Origin of the sequence: Streptomyces sp. NPDC091412 (genome assembly GCF_044756885.1) — a bacterium.
Lineage (GTDB): Bacteria > Actinomycetota > Actinomycetes > Streptomycetales > Streptomycetaceae > Streptomyces.
Genome location: NZ_JBIVTV010000022.1, coordinates 44,890 through 62,377 on the forward strand (window position 1 = coordinate 44,890; position 17,488 = coordinate 62,377).

At 69.3% G+C, this 17,488-nt stretch carries 19 protein-coding genes; 6 read left to right on the top strand and 13 right to left on the bottom strand.

Going from position 1 to position 17,488, the window contains the following annotated elements; genetic code table 11:
- Positions 1 to 25 precede the first annotated feature (25 nt).
- On the bottom strand, positions 26 to 1,309 hold the full coding sequence (locus ACIQMV_RS33715; RefSeq protein ID WP_402597003.1) for a CBS domain-containing protein: 1,284 nt from the start codon (positions 1,307 to 1,309) through the stop codon (positions 26 to 28).
- Positions 1,310 to 1,710: 401 nt separating this feature from the next.
- Between ACIQMV_RS33715 and ACIQMV_RS33720 the strand changes: the two genes are divergently transcribed.
- Positions 1,711 to 2,010, top strand: a complete 300-nt coding sequence (locus tag ACIQMV_RS33720) for a DUF1540 domain-containing protein (RefSeq protein ID WP_384093943.1) — start codon at positions 1,711 to 1,713, stop codon at positions 2,008 to 2,010.
- 95 nt (positions 2,011 to 2,105) lie between these two features.
- On the opposite strand, the gene ACIQMV_RS33725 is transcribed toward ACIQMV_RS33720, so the two are convergent.
- The 6 genes from ACIQMV_RS33725 to ACIQMV_RS33750 form a co-directional block, all read right to left on the bottom strand.
- Positions 2,106 to 2,594: a Tn3 family transposase gene (locus ACIQMV_RS33725; protein ID WP_402597067.1), complete on the bottom strand. Its 489-nt coding sequence runs from the start codon at positions 2,592 to 2,594 to the stop codon at positions 2,106 to 2,108.
- Positions 2,588 to 2,869 (bottom strand): hypothetical protein, encoded by a 282-nt coding sequence (locus ACIQMV_RS33730; protein WP_402597004.1) that lies wholly within the window; start codon positions 2,867 to 2,869, stop codon positions 2,588 to 2,590. The genes ACIQMV_RS33725 and ACIQMV_RS33730 overlap by 7 nt, the downstream gene beginning before the upstream one ends.
- 368 nt (positions 2,870 to 3,237) lie before the next feature.
- Positions 3,238 to 3,630, bottom strand: a complete 393-nt coding sequence (locus ACIQMV_RS33735) for a hypothetical protein (RefSeq protein ID WP_402597005.1) — start codon at positions 3,628 to 3,630, stop codon at positions 3,238 to 3,240.
- Between the two features lie 177 nt (positions 3,631 to 3,807).
- The gene (locus ACIQMV_RS33740) at positions 3,808 to 4,221 is read right to left on the bottom strand and encodes an Hsp20/alpha crystallin family protein (protein WP_402597006.1); all 414 of its coding nucleotides are present in this window, start codon (positions 4,219 to 4,221) and stop codon (positions 3,808 to 3,810) included.
- A gap of 323 nt (positions 4,222 to 4,544) precedes the next feature.
- Positions 4,545 to 4,748, bottom strand: a complete 204-nt coding sequence (locus tag ACIQMV_RS33745) for a cold-shock protein (RefSeq protein ID WP_141367814.1) — start codon at positions 4,746 to 4,748, stop codon at positions 4,545 to 4,547.
- A 513-nt stretch (positions 4,749 to 5,261) separates the two neighbouring features.
- Positions 5,262 to 5,939, bottom strand: a complete 678-nt coding sequence (locus ACIQMV_RS33750) for a helix-turn-helix domain-containing protein (protein WP_390727705.1) — start codon at positions 5,937 to 5,939, stop codon at positions 5,262 to 5,264.
- Positions 5,940 to 6,087: 148 nt separating this feature from the next.
- Between ACIQMV_RS33750 and ACIQMV_RS33755 the strand changes: the two genes are divergently transcribed.
- A complete protein-coding gene (locus ACIQMV_RS33755; RefSeq protein WP_402597007.1) occupies positions 6,088 to 6,306 on the top strand; it encodes a hypothetical protein in 219 nt (72 codons plus the stop codon).
- A 317-nt stretch (positions 6,307 to 6,623) separates the two neighbouring features.
- Here ACIQMV_RS33755 and ACIQMV_RS33760 read toward each other — a convergent pair whose 3' ends face one another.
- From ACIQMV_RS33760 to ACIQMV_RS33770, 3 genes are all read right to left on the bottom strand, one after another.
- On the bottom strand, positions 6,624 to 7,520 hold the full coding sequence (locus ACIQMV_RS33760) for a GNAT family N-acetyltransferase (protein ID WP_401783179.1): 897 nt from the start codon (positions 7,518 to 7,520) through the stop codon (positions 6,624 to 6,626).
- A gap of 36 nt (positions 7,521 to 7,556) precedes the next feature.
- A complete protein-coding gene (locus ACIQMV_RS33765) occupies positions 7,557 to 8,381 on the bottom strand; it encodes a lipase (protein ID WP_402597008.1) in 825 nt (274 codons plus the stop codon).
- 677 nt (positions 8,382 to 9,058) lie between these two features.
- A complete protein-coding gene (locus tag ACIQMV_RS33770; protein ID WP_402597009.1) occupies positions 9,059 to 10,132 on the bottom strand; it encodes a hypothetical protein in 1,074 nt (357 codons plus the stop codon).
- 100 nt (positions 10,133 to 10,232) lie between these two features.
- On the opposite strand from ACIQMV_RS33770, the gene ACIQMV_RS33775 reads away from it, so the two are divergent.
- The 3 genes from ACIQMV_RS33775 (at position 10,233) to ACIQMV_RS33785 (ending at position 12,459) form a co-directional block, all read left to right on the top strand.
- Positions 10,233 to 10,412 carry a hypothetical protein gene (locus ACIQMV_RS33775; RefSeq protein WP_402597010.1) on the top strand — a complete coding sequence of 60 codons (180 nt, stop codon included), beginning with the start codon at positions 10,233 to 10,235 and terminating at the stop codon, positions 10,410 to 10,412.
- A gap of 270 nt (positions 10,413 to 10,682) precedes the next feature.
- Positions 10,683 to 11,090 carry an ATP-binding protein gene (locus tag ACIQMV_RS33780; RefSeq protein ID WP_402597011.1) on the top strand — a complete coding sequence of 136 codons (408 nt, stop codon included), beginning with the start codon at positions 10,683 to 10,685 and terminating at the stop codon, positions 11,088 to 11,090.
- A gap of 424 nt (positions 11,091 to 11,514) precedes the next feature.
- Entirely contained in the window at positions 11,515 to 12,459 is a 945-nt protein-coding gene (locus ACIQMV_RS33785; RefSeq protein WP_402597012.1) for a hypothetical protein, read from the top strand.
- Here ACIQMV_RS33785 and ACIQMV_RS33790 read toward each other — a convergent pair.
- On the bottom strand, positions 12,430 to 14,175 hold the full coding sequence (locus ACIQMV_RS33790; protein WP_402597013.1) for a S8 family serine peptidase: 1,746 nt from the start codon (positions 14,173 to 14,175) through the stop codon (positions 12,430 to 12,432). The two genes, ACIQMV_RS33785 and ACIQMV_RS33790, sit on opposite strands and share 30 nt — an antisense overlap.
- Before the next feature lie 134 nt (positions 14,176 to 14,309).
- Positions 14,310 to 14,777, bottom strand: a complete 468-nt coding sequence (locus ACIQMV_RS33795; RefSeq protein WP_402597014.1) for a hypothetical protein — start codon at positions 14,775 to 14,777, stop codon at positions 14,310 to 14,312.
- Between the two features lie 507 nt (positions 14,778 to 15,284).
- On the opposite strand from ACIQMV_RS33795, the gene ACIQMV_RS33800 reads away from it, so the two are divergent.
- Positions 15,285 to 16,460 (top strand): PP2C family protein-serine/threonine phosphatase, encoded by a 1,176-nt coding sequence (locus tag ACIQMV_RS33800; RefSeq protein WP_402597015.1) that lies wholly within the window; start codon positions 15,285 to 15,287, stop codon positions 16,458 to 16,460.
- A 443-nt stretch (positions 16,461 to 16,903) separates the two neighbouring features.
- Here the strand turns inward: ACIQMV_RS33800 and ACIQMV_RS33805 are convergent, their stop codons facing one another.
- A complete protein-coding gene (locus ACIQMV_RS33805) occupies positions 16,904 to 17,107 on the bottom strand; it encodes a hypothetical protein (RefSeq protein ID WP_402597016.1) in 204 nt (67 codons plus the stop codon).
- Between the last annotated feature and the right edge of the window lie 381 nt (positions 17,108 to 17,488).

Genomic DNA, 17,488 nt, shown 5'->3' on the forward strand with positions numbered 1-17,488 from the left:
GGTTCGGTGATCCGAACAAAACGCCCTAGTCCGCCTGGGCGGCCGCAAGGTGCGCGTCCACGGCTGCGACACCGTCGACGCCCTGGCACAGGCCCACGACCACCGGGACAAGACGCGGTTCCGGGACCTGACCCCGCAGGGTAACGGCACCGTCCCGAACCTCGACCGCGACAGTGCCCTCTTCCAGGCCGAGGATGCGCCCCAGGACGTCCCGCTCGACCTCGCCGCGGATTTCAACGTCGGAGCGGATGAAGGCGTTCAGCAGGTCGCTACGGCTGACGATTCCAGTCAGGAGCCCATGGTCGTCGACGACCGGCAGTTGCTTGACGTGCCGCCTGCGGAGTTCCCGCGCGGCCCGGGGGATCGTCCAGTCGGCACGGGCGGTGAAGACAGGGCCGCTCATGAGCGCGCCCGCGGTCCGGGCCCGGGCCTTGCCCCACGCGCGCTCGTCGTTCCCGTACTGCCCCTGCGGGTCGGGCATGCCGGTCTCATGCCGCAGCACGTCGGACGCGGACACGACACCGATGGGGACGCCCTCATCATCGATGACCGGGGCCGCGGCGATGTCATTCGCGTCCAGCAGGGAAGCGATCTCGTGGAACGGTGTGTCGGGGCGGAGGGTGATGACTTCTTCGGTCATCACGTCACCGACCGTGCGGCGGTGCAGCATGGCATCGGCCTCCTCCGCTTCGCGACGGCGCGGCGCCCCGACCTTCGCGGCCGTTCGCCCACGCCCCGTCTCCCTACCCATGACAACACCGCGCCGCTCCGGCGACCAGTGACGTTCGACCTGGCGGGGAGGACCAGCGGTCCCACCTCCGCCGCAAGGGAGCGAAGAACGGCCTGGGCAAGGACCCTGAGCGGGCGGCGGAACGTGGCGCACAGCTGACGGCGATCGACCCAGCTCAGCGCGCCAGAGCTGGACCGGCAGCCCGACCCCGGGCACGCGCAACCGTGCTACGCCTTGGAGCGCCGCGAGCCGAATCGGGGTGGAGTCCGGTGCGGAGTTGGCGTCACCTTTGGTGATCAGGTCGTTGTTGGGAAGTACCTGGTAGACCCGATGGGTAAGCAGACGGCCGGGTCGGGCGGGGTCCTGGACCAGCACGATTTGGCCCACCGCCGGTGTGCGGTCGCGCGATGGTGGCTGGTAGAGAACGACGTCGCCCGGCATGAGGACGGGACGCACGGAGCCGGACTGCACCACGCCCGCTGTCCAGCCCAGCGCCACCACGGGCAATTGCGCCCACAACAGCAGCCCAACCATCGAGCCGACGACGGTACGTGAGATGACCGAGGTGACCACGCGCATCGGGTGCTGGGCACCCCTGGCCGTGGGTTGACGGAGCGCGCTGGCGACTAGGTCACTTGGGAGAGTCACTCGTGTTCCCGCGCTTCCCAGGTGAAGGTCACCGGGCCCATTCTTCGGCGAATGTCCTGAGTTGCCTCCGCTGCCGTTCTTCCTCGGCGATGCGGTCGGCGAGTACGGCGTCGTCGATGTACGGGGCGACGGCTGCAAGCAGGTGGCCCGACCCGCCCCCACCCTCTCCACCGGCACACGGCCCACGAGCGCTACCCCATTCGATGGAAGTCCGCTGGCCGTCGGCGGCGCTGACGACGACGCTCGACCTGACGGGCCCGCGCTCACATCAGCCGCCCGCTGCTCGCCGTCGACGAGCTGGACATACATACCGCCGCGAGGAGACCATCGTCATGGAAATGCCCGTCGTGACCGAGTGCACGGCCGAGCACTGCGCCTACAACCGGGACCGCGCCTGCCACGCTCTGGCCATCACCGTGGGCGACACGGCCGGCGTGGTTGTCCGGCACGCGCACTGCGACACATTCGTCACCTCCCCGGCCAAGGGCGGCGACCCGTCCGTAACCGGACGGGTCGGCGCGTGCAAGATGTCGGACTGCCGGCACAACGCCGAACTCGAATGCCGTGCCCCCAGCATCACCGTGGGCTATCGAAAGACCGAGGCCGACTGCCTGACCTACGCACCCGCCTGAGCCCTACGGTGCCTCCCCCCTCGGCTCACCCGCTCAGTCCCGGCTATGCCCGTCGCTCCTTTAAAACGGACGCAGAGCTGTCGAGTGACGTTACTTCACCGACATTGATCACCCAGGCGCGGCCTGACTGACTCCCAGGCAGCCGGCGGCTCCGCCCCGGCCGCGCCTCTGTCTTGAGTGCCGCAGGCGGGCGGATGCGAGCCGCTGGCCACGGTGGTGCCCTGGCTCCACACCGTTCCCTGGCGGGCGGCGAAGGTGGCGTTGGCGATCTCACCCCCGGCGGCCTTGAGGCTGGCGGCGGCCAGGTAGCGGAGGGCGGTGTAGCGCAGCTCCTCCTCGCTGTGCCCGTGCTCGCCGGCCGCGACCGCACTGATCCCCGAGTTGGCGCCGTACGCGTACGCGATCAGGAGCAGGCGTTCGAGGAGTTTCGCCTCGCCGATGGCCTCACGGGCGCCGACCGGGGCGAGGGCCTTGAGCATCCCGCTACGCAGGGCGGCCTCTTTGAGGATGTCGATCAGGGCGACGACAGTTAGGCGGCGGCCCCGTCCTGCCAGGCGGGGCCGCGGCGGGAGTGGGATCAGGATGAACCAGCCGGGGGCTCCTCCGGTTCCTCGGCGGCGGCTTCACTCTCCTCAGCTCCAGGCGTCTCCTCTGCCGCTTCAGCCGAAGGCTGCACTGCTTCCTCGGTAGCGGTCTCGGGCTCCTCAGCCGCGGGGGTCACCTCTGCTTCCTCAGCGGCGGCTTCACCCCCCTCAGCTGCAGGCGTCTCCTCTGCCGCTTCAGCCGAAGGCTGCACTGCTTCCTCAGCGGCGGTACCGGTCTCCTCGGGTGCGGGAGGCTCCTGCTCGATGTCGCTCATGTGTTCACCTCCTTTCGCCGGTGGTGCTGTGGGAAGGATGTGGGCTGTCACGCGGGCGGTAGCCAAGACATTCAGATAATTCCTGCGGCAATTGCCCTATAAAGAAAATTTACTGCTCTTGGATCGTCTGACCAGAAAGTTCCCCTGCCGATCTTCGGTGCGGGGCTGTATCCAAGCCGTGTGCAGCCGCACCCTGCCGAGCCCGATGAACAGCTCCAAGGTCGCCGACGCCATCGGTGTCCTGGGGGACCGTACGATCACGCAGCGGCTTGGCACGATCGAGCGCGTGTCCTGTAGCCCTGGGCGTGGGCCCAGGGCATGCCCCCGACGAGCTGGCCTGAGCGCGACGCCGGCCGTCGTCTTCAGCCTTACGCCAGGGTGTCGGTTTCCTTGGTGACCGCGGTGTGCACGTCGTGGATGAGGTGCTGTTGTGCCTTGGTGAGACCGCGCAGGATCGGTTGCCCGCTGTCGGGGGAGGCCTGTGTGCCGCAGATGGTCAGGTTGCCGAAGATGTACTGGACGGGGCCGCCCAGGGCGGCCACGAGTGCGGTGGCGATGCGGTTGGGCGGGTACGTGCTGGCCATGCAGGAGACGTCGCCGACGTGACCGTGCAGGCCGTTGCCGCCCCATGAGGCACGCCGAATGGTGAAGGAGGCCGACCTCCCGTGATGGGGGTCGGTGTCCCGGTGCATCTGCTCCGGCACGCCGTCGCGGAACTCCAGCCGGCCGTCGGAACGGATCAGTACATAGATACCGGACATGGTGTGGCCCTCTGCGTCCGATCCCGCGTCCAGGCGTGGGCGGTCTGTGCGGTTTTGGGCCAATGAGGTCCGGTCGGCCCTATCGCGGGCAGGTACCGCGGAGGTTGCCTGGGTTCGGGACGGTCCTCCCGGGTGGTGGGGACAGGTACCCCTCCCCACCACCCTTTCTTACTGCCTTTAGGCTTGGGTGATCTCGATGTGGCGCGGCTTGGCCGCCTGGGCCTTGGGCACGGTGACGGTCAGCACCCCGTCGGCCAGCGTCGCCGTGATCTCTTCGGCTTCGACGTCGGCCGGGAGCAGCGCCCGGTACTCGAAGCGGCCGGTGCGCCGGGTACTGCGACGCAGGACGCCTTCGCGCTCGCACTGCTTGCACTCCCCAGTGATGAACTGGTCCCGGTCGCCGATCTCGACGTCGATGTCCTCGCGCTCGATCCCGGGCAGTTCCGCCTCGATCACGTAGGCCTCGTCCGTTTCGTGCAGGTCGGCCAGAGGCGACCAGGCCCCGACGCCGGGTGCCGTGCTGGCGGCCTGCAGGAACCGGTTCATCCGCTCGAAGAGGTCGTCGAAGTCGGCGGTAATCGGCTCGCTCACCCCAGCTCAGGGCCGGGAACGGGCGCTCCAGGAGCCGACCGGGCCGGTGGTGCACGGGCAGATTCATCGCGGTTCACCTCCGCGAAACGACGGCATTCGGGTTCATTTCCATGCTGAGCGCCCCCGTATCGCCCCGCGAATCGGGCAGCCTGCGGTCATGCCCCACACCCCCGATCGCAGACTTCGCGCCTCAGCACCTGGTCTACCTGGTCACCGGTGAGCACGCGAGCGAGCTGCCCAGCGACGGGCCTTCGGCCTGACACGGTCGCAACCGGGCACCAAGGCCCGGCACCCACGATGCCGGGCCTGTTCGGGTGCTGGGGTCACACGACGCGAATGTTCTCCGCCTGGGGGCCTTTCTGGCCCTGGGTGACGTCGAACTCCACGTGCTGGCCCTCCCGCAGTTCGCGGTAGCCCTGACCGGAGATGTTGGAGTAGTGGGCGAAGACGTCCGGGCCGCCGCCCTCCTGCTCGATGAAGCCGAAGCCCTTCTCCGCCTTGAACCACTTCACAGTGCCCTTGGCCATGCCTGTCTCCTTCGAGGGGTTCGGGCCCGCACGGTGCGGGTCCGGAGGTGATCGCCCTGGTCCGGAGAGGGCTGCACAGCAAAGCACCCGCGGGCAAGGTGACCCACGGGCGAACGACTTCGGAACCACGACTGCTCTGCGGATTACGCTAATCCTTCTACTGGAGCACCGCCAGACCGAAACGCCGCCAGCCCCTCGTGCGCCGGTGCAGGCACTGCGGCGAGCCGCTGAAGGCGGCCAATGGCGGCACCCCTGTGCGGAAGCCGTCGAGTCCGGCTTCCGCCTCATCGAGGGCCGCACAGGTCTCCCGTCGCTGCAGACGCCGGTTCGCCCGACTTACGGAAGGCTGGGCCGGCCCCAGGGGCACGCGGACCACTCGTTGTGGTGCGGCGACTCCCGTCATCGGCGCGGGGCCTGGCGGCGGCCCATTCGGCGGCGAAGCTCGGGAGTTGCCGGGCCGACGGTGACGGGAGGTTCATGCGGCGGACCTGTTCGGGCGCTTGCCGGGGAAGCTCACCACGTGTCGATGCGGCGCCCCGTGACTGCGGTGGGTTCGATCCGCATCCACAGGTCGTGTTCCCCTCCGGTCCACGGCTCGCTGTAGGCGAGCTCGGCGAAGCGGCGTACGGCGTCGGGGTCGGTCACGGCTTCGGCGCGCCCGCATACCAGGACACTCCAGCCCTGACTCAACGCGTCGTCCACGCGGTCGACCTCGAAGGCCACCTCGCGATCGCGTCCCTGGGTGGGCACCGAGTCCGCCCGGGTCCGGAACACGACGGCGTCGTCGACGACGGAGTAGTTGACGGGAACGACGACCGGTGCGGCTTCGGTGGGTATCGCCAGGCGACCCACGCCGTGCGTCGAGAGCAGTCTGCGGCACTCCTCCTCGTTCAGTTCGGTGAGGCGAGGACTGTAAGCGGCGCGTCCGATACCGGGTGGCAGGTCGACGTTTCCGCCGCCGAGTTCTGTCGGAGTGGTCCGCAGGGCTCCGGCCAGCCGGAGCAGGGTGCCCGCCTCCGGTGCCGCCGTGCTGTACTGCTCCAGGTGCGCGACATAGCTCGGGGCCATGCCGGCACGGAACGCGACTTCCTCCCGGGTGAGTCCCAGTTCCCTGCGCCGCCGCTCGATGCGCCGTCCGAGGTCGCCCTGCAGAGGTTGGTCCGTGACATACGGCGGTGTCTGTTCGGCCATGGTCCCTCACTCCTCGTCGGGGCTTCCCCACAGCGGCCGGTTCCTGCCGCCGGTTCACCATGGCAAGGTCTCCGGTATTGCCCCGTAGATCCAGCATGCACGGCCTCGTGGCGGTCCGCTTGGGCCGGACGACCCCCCTCCCCCGGGCGTGCGGGAGCGCCCTAAGGAGGCTCTGCGCGGCTGGGTCCGCCAGGCCGAGGCCGACCACGGCAAGCGTGACGACCGGCTCACGACCGCCGAGCGCGAGGAACTCATGCAACTCCGCAAGGAGAAGACCGAGTTGAAGCGGGCGAATGAGATCCTCAAAGCCGCCAGAGTGTTTTTTGCCCAGAAGATCGACCGTCCCCGGACGAGGCCGAGCAGGTGATCGACCACCTGGGCTCACCGGACGGCGGCACTGGCAACGGCGGCCACCATGGCGACCAGCACCGTCGCACCGGCCAGGGCAACGATGAACGGCTGGGTGAGCTGCGGGTGGCGGTAAATGGCGTAGCCGAGCGCGCCGATGAACAGCAGGCCGACCAGGACCAGCAGCAGGACGACCCAAACTCCGCGCTGCCTGCACCGCCTCGGGCGCCTCGGTGGCCCGCATCGCCCAGGCTGCGGCTGACCGGCCTCGGTCGGCGGGCCAGTCGGTGCCGCACCCCTTTCCTGGCTGTCAGGGCTCCCGTCACACCCTCGGGCTCACGCGCCGGGCCGCGCGGCTTGGGGGCGTGGGTGCTGGTAGGTCCACAGCTGGTCGACGAGGGTGAAGCCGAAGGAGCGGAAGAGCCGGGTGGCGGCCCGGCTCTCGGAGGCGGACTGCTGGGCGTCGTCAAGGACGAGAGCGACCTCGGTGGCACCCTGCTCGGCCAGCAGGGCCAGGGCCTGGCTGAGCAGCTTGTGGCCCAGGCCGCGGTGGCGGCGGGTGGGCAGGGTCTCGATCCAGTAGACGGTCGCGGTGCGGTCGGGTTCCACGCTGACCACGGCTTCGGCGACCGGTTCGGCGGCCTCACGAATGATCAGGCGGTGGCCCGGAGGGTAGTCGCAGGGGAAGACATCGGCGACCAGCTTGGCGGGCGGGGGCTCGGCAGGGAGCACGCAGTGCAGGTAGCAGCCCTGGCAGCGGCCGGTGAAGCCCGTCTGCACCAGGGCGTCGTGGGTGGCGCCGCGTCGGGTGCAGGGCAGGCCGCCCGGACCCAGGGGACCCGGCGGAGCACTCACGAATGCATCGATCCAGGTGCAGTCGGTAAGTGCGGCAAGAGCGTGGCCGATCAGGGCGCGCAGGGCGGGCGGTTCCTCGTGGGCGTGGACCCAGCAGATCAGACCGGTTCGCACATCGGTCCAGGACAAGTACGCGATGATCCCGTAGGGGCGGTCCTCGGCATCGGCCAGAACGCTGATCCGCGGCCGAGTCGGTACCGTCCAGCCAGCCAGGGGGAAGGGGACAGGACCGTGCCGCGCTGCGGCCAGCTTCTCCGGGGTGCAGTGCGGCTGCCCCGGCAGCCGGTCGGCATCGATCAGTTGTCGCACACCCGGTTCGTCCTGGGAGCAATACGGGCGTACCGTCGGCGCGCCCTTGGGGTTACGCGAAAGAGCCATGCTGTCCGTCCGCACACGTGCTGACGTTCCTATCGGCTACCTCTCAGGGTCCTCCGTTTGCCTCCCGCTGTCACGAAGAACCTCGGCTGTGCCGTGAGGCTGTCCATTCACACTGAAGGTGTGGCCGTGTGGGAGGCCTGCGGCGGACGTGGCCTGCTGGGCCGCAGTGAGCAGCGAGCGCACCTGGTCGATGACCGGCTGGTGGACGGGGAGGGTCAGGTGCCCGACGCCGGGCACGAGCACATTGCATGCCTCGAGGTCTGGGTGGTCGATGCGGCCCCTGGTGGCCGGGATGATCACCTCGTCCAGGTCACTGTAGAAGGCCACGAACCGGGTACGGCACCCCACGGCCGGCTCGGCCAGTTCGGCCAGCAGGTCGCTTCTCGGCCGTAGCTGGCGCAGAAGCGGATGCGGCGGTGCCAGCAGGGCCGCGGCGCTCCCGCCGTGCGGCGTCGCCAGCGTGATCACCAGCGGCACCTGCAAGTCCCCGCCGAGCCGCTGCACGTAGTAGCGGGCGATCAGCCCTCCAAGGCTGTACCCGATCACGACCACAGCCCGCCCGGCGCTGCGAGCACTGGCCAGCTCCACCTGCTCGCCCAGAACCCGGGCCGCCGCGCGGACGTCCGGGCCGAGCGCGTGATAGCTCACCGTGATGAAGGGCCCCGCGCCGAGGCCGCCCAGCCCCCGCCGCAGCGCCGCGCAGACCGACTCCCTGTCCGCCAGCCCATGCACCAACAGCACGGGGAAATCCCCATCTGCCGACGGTTCGCCCCGGACCGCCCCCCGCCACGGCAGAGCACGACCGAGATACCCGGTCAGCAGGCCGACGCCCCCCGCAGCCACATCGAGGGGAAGGCGCACCAGCCGCCCGGTAGCCCTGCTTGCCTCGACACCCACACCGCGTACCGGTGACAGCCCCGGCACCGACAGATGCGGTCCAAAAGGAATGCCCGTAGCCGTTCACCTTCTCTCCACACACCCCCATATAGACAACGTTGCGCGCTCCCGTTTGGATTCCCCTGCCACGGTGGCCGTTCCCTGTGTCACGCTGGATGCTCCCTGCTGGCTCTGTACGTGACCTCCGGGAGTTGTTTCGGAAGAAGGCCGCCCAGACGCCCGCAGGCTGCGCCTCCTCGGGCATCCCGGGCTGCCGAAGGCACCCAATCAGGCCGCGCGGATACGTGCCACACCGCCCATCGAGGACCAGGCCAATGTCCACGTGATCGAGGCCGAGTGACATCAAAAGTCACTGACATCGATCACGATCGCAAGCAAGGAATGACTCCCCAAGTCGGCTCGAAACGACTCCCTCAGACGTCAGACGGTGACACAGCCACCCCACCCGCCGATGGATCTCGGGGGTGCCGGCGAGACCAGGCCCTCGTCGAAGACGAAACGGGACCGGCTGGCAGTGGTGTTCGGACAGGACGCGCTGGCGCTGTGCCGGGCGGTGTGGGCACCCGGGGCGCCGGGATGGTTGCGGGAGATCGAGCCGCACGCCGCCTCGCTCCCACCGTCCAGGGCCCCACAGCACAGCGTTACACGGGTAGACGTGTCCGAGCTGCGGAGATGACCCGCTTGCGGTGCTGGTGATGTTGTTCGTACTCCAGCACCTGCCGGACCACGTCGTCGGACACGTCGTGCAGGTGCCTCTTGATGCGTTCCGGGTCCATCGCGTCGTAGCCGGCCCAGGGTTCGGCTTGGCGGAGATGCCCGATGGTGTTCAGTACCCCGCGGCGGCCCGCGTGCGCGCGTTCGTAGCCCTCGATCACCGTCAACTCCGTCTGGGACAGACCGCGCAGGCGCTGCTGGATCTCCGCGACGCCGAGCCGGCTGAAGCCGGGGACGGGCAGGACCTCCTCGCGGGCCATGGCGCCCTGCACCTTCTCGGCCACACGGGTGGCGGCGGGCATCTCCCGCCAGGCTCCCCCAGTCGGGCCCTTCATTCGCTCAGTGACCCTTTGGGGCAGTGCCCGAAGCTGGGCCGTGGCCGCCCGCACCTGGCGCGTGATCGCCTGCAGCAGGCTGCGGCCTTCGGCGACTTCTCCCCGCGCCAGGCGGGGGCCTTCGGTCGCCGCCGCAGCCACGGCCCTGGCCCGTCGGGCGAGGTTCTCCTCGCTGGTCTCCAGCAGCACCTCGTCCTGCCGCCCCAGCACGGCAAGCAACTCGGCACTCTCCTGGTCGTTGAGCCGTTCGGCGATGTCCTTGCCTGTCTGGCAGGTCGCCAGCGCCCGGGCTGCGGCCGTGTACTCGTCCACGGCGGCCCTCAGCAGCCGGAGCTCACCAGCCTGCCTCACACCACGCACCCTCCCCGCCACGGCCGACACCCCCGCCCGAAGCGGAAGCACGCCCGCCCGCACGACACCGCGAGTCACCATCCACGTCAGCTGCCCGGCGGCCGACAGCAGCCCACGGGGCGGGCGCATTTCGCGCACCCGGGCCTCGATCCGCCCGACGTGGTACTGCGCCTCGCTCGCCTGGCTTTCCAGCCGTTGCCGCTCGGTGCCCGGCGGGGTGAGGGCCACACCCGTCCAAAACCGGTCGACGACCGCAGCATGGGCGTCACGGGCATCTTTCAGTGCCAGTATCAGCACATCCGTCTTCCCTGCCATGTTCTGCTCCTGAGCTCCGGGCGGCATGGTGCCGCGCACGACGAAAAGCGCCCACCATCCGCCGCTCCGGCCGGGCAACCTAAACCCATCCTGCGAAAGCTTGCCAAAGATCGCCTGGCGAGCCAGCCACCCGAGTGCGCCCCCTTACAGCATCGCAAAGTGGTACAACAGTCGCCCGATCGACGGCGACGACATCGCTGGGGCGCTCAAGGAGCAGCCCGGCGGCAACTGCGTCACCGCCCTGCAGACCGTCGCCGTGGTCGCCTACATCGAGGTGTAGCGGCAAGGCGGGCGGGCCCGTGCACTCGCCACTGTCGTTGGGCGCCTGACCTGAATACGACCGCGCGTACAGCGGGTATGCGAATAATGCCCGCTTTTTTAAGGTATCGGCCTGAATCCCTGGCGGCCGGGTCTCTTTACGCGGTTCGGCCGTCTTGCGGTCCGACAGGCGCGCCGAACAGGAAGGTAGAGCGTCATGAGGTGGTCCAGCCGAGCGACGACGGCCGAGCCGCAGGTACTACCTCTGGGCCCGTGCCACCGCGTCTTCAGCGTGCCGACGGAGCCGGCATCGGTTCATCAGGCACGCGTCTCCACGCAGGCGGCGCTCGCGGAGTGGGACGTCGCGCCGGGTTCCGCTCTGGTGGACGCGGTGCTGCTGGTCGTCAGCGAGTTGGTCACGAACGCGGTGAGGCACACACATGATCGCTCTCCCAGCGCACAAGTCGTTATTACGGTGGGTGCCGATCACCTGGTGGTGGGTGTCGCGGACCGTGACCCGCACATGCCACCCACAACACGCACGGACGCAGGCGAGGGGCTACGCACGGTTGTCGACCTCGCCAAGCTGTACGGAGGCGGAGTGACCGTTGCTCCGGTTAAACACGGAGGCAAGATCATCTTCGTCCGCTTCCGATGCCCCCAAGCCCTTACCTCCCACCATGCATCGCTCCAGCTGTGATCTTGGCCTGCAGCTCCCCGTTTACGCCTGTGCCCCGCTGCCGGACCATGCCTGAAAGCCGCACAGTCCGGTGGTCCACGTAATCGGGAGGGGAGCGGGCAGGATGGGGATCTCCGTTCTCGCCCGTGCGTGGGCGGGAAAAGAGGGAGGCGCATCCCGAACCGGACGTTGCATGGAGTGCGCGCCTGTAGCCCTCCTCGCCCTACGTCTGCCGCCAGCCACCCGCCCATGACCCCGGAGCCCGTCGCCCGCAAAACGCGCAGTTCCGTTGGGCGATGGTGCACCCGCTGCCTGTGAACGGTCTCGCGGCGCAAGGATCGAGCTGCCGGGATGACGTTCGCGGCTACATGAGCAGTTGCACTCCCAGCACGCGGCTCGCTGGTCGCCACGGACTTGATCAGGAAGACCAGCGCGGGCCTTCGCCATGGTCATCAGCCTGCTCACTGTCGCCGCCCTCGTCTACCTGGCCTACTCGCGCCTCTTCGAAGTGCGCGAGGAACGCCACGAGCGACGCCACAACCTGGAGACTTGTCGGACTATCGGCATCCTCGGTCCCTTCCGAACCCGACCAACCCACGCACTGAAGGACACCCCCATGTCGCATAACGCACGACCCCGAGGCGGCCCGGCACCCCGCCTGTTCGTCCTCCGCCGTGACCGGGACATCACGGGCGTCTCTGGGCCTGGGGATGTGGCCGATGGTGTGCAGTGGCCGGACGGCACGGTGGTCCTCCGCTGGCGTGAGCGGCCGTCGACTGCCATGTGGGACAGCCTCGACGTAATGCTGTCCGTCCACGGCCACGACGGCGCCACCCGCGTCGTCTGGGCCGACGGCGCCGAGAGCCGGGCCCAGGCAGCCGCCGGCCGGGCCTACCGGCTCGCGGACCAATGGGAGGCCTCCCATAGCTCCACCATGTTCCTTGAGCGAGCCGCAGGCGCCGAGCGGCGTGACCTCCTGGACGACTCTGCGGCCGCGGCCGATAACGTCGTTCGCCCTGGGCAGAACCCGCAGGCCGCCAACGGGAACGGCGTGGACGAGTCCGAGCTGCTCGTCACTGCCCAGTGCTCCGCACAGCACCTCGGCCACGACGAGCGCCCGCGCCAGTGCATCCGAGCAGCGCAGCATCGCGGCGATCACATCGATGAGCACGGATTCCGCTGGTCCGACACCGTGGCCGTCTACCCGGTGGGCGCCAGCGCCGAGCACGAGGCGCGCCCTGGGTTCACGTGTGTCGAAGTCGACGCGACGCGGCCGGACTGGAACGTCCGCTGGAGCCGGATGGCACCCGCCCTGCCTCGGGGACGGGTGCCATCCGGCTTTGCAGGCCGCGGGAGGGTCCTACCCGGTCATGGAGGGGGCGAAGGGTGACAGGGCTGGGGCGAGCTGCGTGCCGGGGGCCAGGCCGAGGGCGATGAGGGCGTCGGGCAGGCCGCGCCCGGTGCGGGCCGCGTCCAGTGTTCCCGGGGCGGCCAGGGGGCGGCAGCTGGCGGCGATGATCTCGAACAGGTGCTGCACGCGGCCGGGGCCGCGGGGCAGCAGCTGGCCGTGGAAGTCCTCGTGGTGGGCGAGAACGAGGGCGGCCAGGCCCGCGACGTGGGCGGAGGCGGTGCTGGTGCCGTCGAGAGCCGTGTAGCCGCCGTCGGGGGCGCAGGAGAGGACTGACACGCCGGGGGCGGCCGCATTCACTGCGGGGCCGTGGCAGCTGAACGGCGCGGCGAACAGCCCTTCGGGTGTCAACTGCGGCCCGGTGTGGGTGGCCTGGGAGGTGTCGGGTGGGTAGGTGCCGAAGGCGCCCAGGGCGCCCACGGCGAAGACGGTGGGCAGCGAGGCGGGGAAGGCGGCCGGTCCGCCGGTGTCGCCTGCCGGGGCGATGCAGGCGATGCCCGCCGCGGTGGCGTCGGCGAGTTTGCGGGAAACCAGGGCCGAGGGGTACGGGGTTGCCACCTGGATGTGGGCGATGTCTGCCTCGCGCTCGATGCAGTGGTCCAGGGCGGCGATCAGGTCGCTGAAGTGGCCGTCGGGCATCACCTGGCAGACGTCGAGTTCGGCCTCGACGGCGATGCCGATGATGCCCTTGCCAGTGTCCGCGCCGGCGATGATGCCGGCCGTGTGGGTACCGGTGCCGACCGGGTCGTGGGCCCAGCCGTCCTTCGTGCCGCGCACGAGGTCGGTGCCAGAGCGCACCCGCTGCTTCAGGTCCGGGTGCTCTGCACTGACACCAGTACCGATAACGGCGATCTTGATGCCGAAGGCGCGGAACGTGGGCGGCAGCCGGTCCAGCCGCATGGCCTGCTGGCCCCAGCCGTAACTCTGCCGCTGCTCCAGTTCCGGGTAGACCTTGGCCAGCGGGGTGAGGGTGACGAGGTTGTCCTGGGTCTCCGACAGGTCGGGGCGGTGGATCCAGCGGTCGGTGTATCCGCCCGCGGGCCGGACGTACAGGGACTGGAGGGACTGCGCGGTCTCGGTCGCCAGGGTGAGGGTGACCTTCCCGTCGGCAGCGGTGATGCCCTGGCTCGGCCAGGCAGCCCCGATCAGGAACACCCCTGCGCCGACCAGCGGTTCACCGTCCGGACCGCAGACGCGCACCGAGATCTCCACCGGCTTGTCCCGCAGCGTGACCAGCCCCGGGTCGCGCAGCGGCAGCATCCCTGCGGCCGGCATGGCTGCGGGTCCAGTTGCGGACAGCGGCAGGTCCGGTTCGATGTGCACGTGCAGCGTCCGCATCGCTGGCACCTGGGCCTCGGCCGCCTCGACGACCACGAGTTCGGGGCAGGAGGGCTGCACTCCAGCCGACTGCAGCTTCCCCGACGGGGTGAGTCTGCGGACCACCGTGACCTCGGGCATCCTCTCCAGCCGGTCGCACACCGCATCCATGCCGAGTTCAGGCACTCCCGGCGGGAGCAGATGCTGCGGCAGCGGGGCTGCCATGAACCGCTGCCGGCGCGGCTGCACCGCGACCGGTGACGGCGCGCCCTTCTTGCGTGGCGCCGCCTCCTCCTTGCGACCCGGCCCGCCGGCCCCCGCGCCCTCGGATTCACTCTCGCGGTTACTTCCGGGCTTGTTTCCGGGCCTGTCCTTGACCATCACGTCCACCTTCACCACGCCTACGTCGGTTTTTGTGCTTCTGATCCGGATGACGGGCAGCTCCAGCCTCCACGGCTGTGCGGTGTGCCCGGGAATCGCTCCCGGGGCACACCGCACAACGGGGCCGCGTTAGGTCAGCCGATGCCGAAAGGCTGACCCATCTGCCCGAAGCCGAAGCTGGGCTGCTGGTACTGCTGCGGGTAAGGCTGGCCGAACGACTGCTGCTGACCGAACGGCTGCTGGCCGAAGCCGCCACCCCACTGCTGCTGACCCTGCTGGCTCTGCTGGAGCAGCGTCACGATCGCGGTCGGCAGCGCCTGCTGCACGGACTGCTCCACAGCCTGCCGGACGCCCTCGTGCAGCGTGTGATGCAGCGCGACGGCCAGGTACGGGTGGGCCTGGTGGGCCAGGCCCTGCTGCTGCAGCTGCTGCTGGACCTGCTGGATCTGCTGCAGCGTCTGCTGCATGCGCTGCGCGACCTGCTGGCTCGCCTGCTGGCAGGCCTGCTGGATCGCCTGCTGGACCACCTGAGCGATCTGCTGCTGACCGCCGGCCTGCTGGCCGAACTGCTGCAGGGGCGGGGTACCGGTCATCACCGACATGAATGCTCCATTTCGATGCCACAGGAAAGCCAACACAAGGGATGATGTTGGCTTTTTGGGATGATCCCGACGCGCCGAAGCTATGGCGACGCCTCTCCGCCCGCAATCGGGCGAGCCGCTCAGGAGGAGTAATCCCCCGATCGGATCCGGCAACAGGCGAACCGGCCGGGGACACGGCAGGATGAGCTGCTGCTGGAAGTGGTGGAGGCGCGGCACACCCTCACTGTCTGCCGCCGGCGGCAGGGGCTTTGAGGACCAGCGGCGTGCAGTTCCCTCGGCGGGCACCTGTGCATCGCCTTCAGCTCGCTGACACCATGCTGTCCCGCCTCGGCGTCAGCGGCGGCGGAGACGACGGCATCGCCTTGATCATCGTCCGCCTGTAGTCCCTCCCAGAGCCCCAGAACTCAATTGCCGACGCCTGGGCGTACTCCAGGCGCTTGAGCCGCTCATAGGCAGGCGTGCATCCGTGCAGGGATGGTTTCCGAGCGGATGGTGCACATTGGAAAGATGAACCTCGGGCAGCGCCTCGCCCATCCACGGCAGCTGTGGCAGCCGAGCCACGCGCTGGTGGCGATTCCGCTGGTGCTGATCGCCGCGATCACCCTCGCAGACATCCGCACCCCGGAATCCGTCCAACTTGGCCCGCTACTCGTCGTAGCCCCTGCCATCACCACCGCATTCGGCGGCTACCGGCTGACCGGACTGATCGGGGCACTGGCGGTGGGAACCCAGGTCGTCACCGCTGAGCTCCACGGCGGACTGGCCACCACCAACCACATCTCGCAGGTCATCGCGCTCACCATCCTCTCGGTCTTCGCCATGATCGTGTGCTTCATCCGCGACCGGCGGACGGCGGAACTGGCCCAGGTACGGTCCGTCTCCGAGGCCGCCCAGAGAGCCCTGCTGCACCCACTGCCCGACCGGCTCGGCCCCCTGCACATCGCATCCTCATACCTGGCAGCCGAGAAGGAGGCGTGCATCGGCGGCGACCTGTACGCGGTGGCGCGCACCGGGGACCGTACGCGTGTGATCGTCGGCGATGTGCGGGGAAAGGGACTGGACGCGGTTGGAGAGGCGGCCACGCTGCTCGGCTCATTCCAGGAGGCCGCCCACCACCACGCCACGCTTCCCGCCCTCGCGGAGGCGCTGGACCGCAGCGTCTGCCGCTACCTCACCGGCTTCCCGCAGGCGGACGGGGAGGTCCAGGAGCATTTCATCACCGCGCTACTACTGGAGATCCCCGATCACAGCCCCGTCTCGCGGGTCGTGCACTGCGGGCACCCGCCGCCCTTCCTGATCAGGCACGATCACGTGACACCCGTAACGAGTCCCGCCCCAGCGCCCCCGCTGGGCATGTACGGACTGAGGCCGGCGACCTACGACGTGCATAACTTCTCGTTCCAAGCCGGTGACACCCTGCTCCTTTACACCGACGGTGTCGTAGAGGCCCGCGACAGCAGCCGTGCGTTCTACCCGCTGGAAGAGCGGGTCGCCCAGTGGACCAAGAACAGTCCCAAGACACTCGTGCAGCGCCTCGAAAAGGATCTTCTCGCCCACACTGGCGGGGCCCTGGGCGATGACGCCGCCATCCTCGTCATCCAGCGCACGCCCGTGCCACACACCCGTCTCCACGTCAGCCCCCTGACACACGGCGCTGACCTCCACGATCAACCGACCGACTGAGCCCAAGACACGGGGCACCTGCGAGGAGACACGACTGGCGATCTACCTTGGCCAGCCAGACCGTTTCTGCGGACAACGGCCCACCCTGCGCGGGCCGCGGCCCGGGGAATCTGTGCGGCTGCGCGACGGAGCTCACGCCCCTGCTGCGAGGCCCGGCCGCGCAGCAGCTGCTCATCACCGTTCATCCGACCAGCCTTCCAACCGGCACCAACAACGCGGGTTTACCCAAGGCCACCTTGGGCTTGCCCGCGCCGCCAGCGGACGGTGTCCGGGAGTGGCTTCGGCAGCGGGAACACAAGCACCGGCGGCAGGGCGCGCGCCGCAAGCTGCGGGAACTCAGCCTGAGGGGCGCCCCCCTTCGCAGCCGTGCTGTGCGGCGCCCTGCGACACCTCGTCGCAGGGTGCGTCGGATCAGCGCCCGCAGCCGAGCCAGCAACTTCGACTCAGCGCAGCGCCGGGGCGAGACGGCTCAGCGGCACCTTGCGGCGGTGGGGGCGCGCCGCGCTGGTACGCAAGCCCATCAGGTGCGGAACCGACACATCCGGGACCCGCCTCGCCGGTGCGTGGATCTCGTACGCCTCCGGGACCACGGGGACTGCGGCGGGGCCGACGGGAGCGGTCACCTCGTGCAGAACCAGCTTGCTCATGTCGCACTCCTTACGCATCGCCCGGCAGGGCGCCCAGAAGCCAAAGCGGAACTTCGCCACGTCAGACCTGACAGTGCCGATCGGGATGACGAAGCCGAGACCCATCGCCGCCAACGCTCGATGGGTCCAGCGGTACCGCCGACGTCCTCGCCACTGTGAAAGCTCTCGGTCACGGAAAAGAGAATGACCCGCGATCATGAAAACCGCCTGAAGCTGTCCTAAGAAGAGCGAAAAAACCGCATATACCAAGATAAAGATGGCTACACGGGTCACCCTGGGCACCCAGGCATCACGCTGTCCTCCGGCGAGGGCCACGGCCCGGCGCGGCGACATCGCCTCGACGTGGGCGGCAATCGGAACGTGAACTCGATCTTGCACATC

What these genes read in the sequence shown, in the direction of transcription:
- ACIQMV_RS33805 (WP_402597016.1), bottom strand. Translation starts at nt 17,107, where the DNA reads ATGAGCAAGCTGGTTCTGCACGAGGTGACCGCTCCCGTCGGCCCCGCC.
- ACIQMV_RS33760 (WP_401783179.1), bottom strand. Translation starts at nt 7,520, where the DNA reads ATGGCTCTTTCGCGTAACCCCAAGGGCGCGCCGACGGTACGCCCGTAT.
- ACIQMV_RS33800 (WP_402597015.1), top strand. Translation starts at nt 15,285, where the DNA reads ATGAACCTCGGGCAGCGCCTCGCCCATCCACGGCAGCTGTGGCAGCCG.
- ACIQMV_RS33720 (WP_384093943.1), top strand. Translation starts at nt 1,711, where the DNA reads ATGGAAATGCCCGTCGTGACCGAGTGCACGGCCGAGCACTGCGCCTAC.
- ACIQMV_RS33770 (WP_402597009.1), bottom strand. Translation starts at nt 10,132, where the DNA reads ATGGCAGGGAAGACGGATGTGCTGATACTGGCACTGAAAGATGCCCGT.
- ACIQMV_RS33785 (WP_402597012.1), top strand. Translation starts at nt 11,515, where the DNA reads ATGGTCATCAGCCTGCTCACTGTCGCCGCCCTCGTCTACCTGGCCTAC.
- ACIQMV_RS33715 (WP_402597003.1), bottom strand. Translation starts at nt 1,309, where the DNA reads ATGCGCGTGGTCACCTCGGTCATCTCACGTACCGTCGTCGGCTCGATG.
- ACIQMV_RS33790 (WP_402597013.1), bottom strand. Translation starts at nt 14,175, where the DNA reads ATGGTCAAGGACAGGCCCGGAAACAAGCCCGGAAGTAACCGCGAGAGT.
- ACIQMV_RS33730 (WP_402597004.1), bottom strand. Translation starts at nt 2,869, where the DNA reads ATGAGCGACATCGAGCAGGAGCCTCCCGCACCCGAGGAGACCGGTACC.
- ACIQMV_RS33735 (WP_402597005.1), bottom strand. Translation starts at nt 3,630, where the DNA reads ATGTCCGGTATCTATGTACTGATCCGTTCCGACGGCCGGCTGGAGTTC.
- ACIQMV_RS33750 (WP_390727705.1), bottom strand. Translation starts at nt 5,939, where the DNA reads ATGGCCGAACAGACACCGCCGTATGTCACGGACCAACCTCTGCAGGGC.
- ACIQMV_RS33795 (WP_402597014.1), bottom strand. Translation starts at nt 14,777, where the DNA reads ATGTCGGTGATGACCGGTACCCCGCCCCTGCAGCAGTTCGGCCAGCAG.
- ACIQMV_RS33745 (WP_141367814.1), bottom strand. Translation starts at nt 4,748, where the DNA reads ATGGCCAAGGGCACTGTGAAGTGGTTCAAGGCGGAGAAGGGCTTCGGC.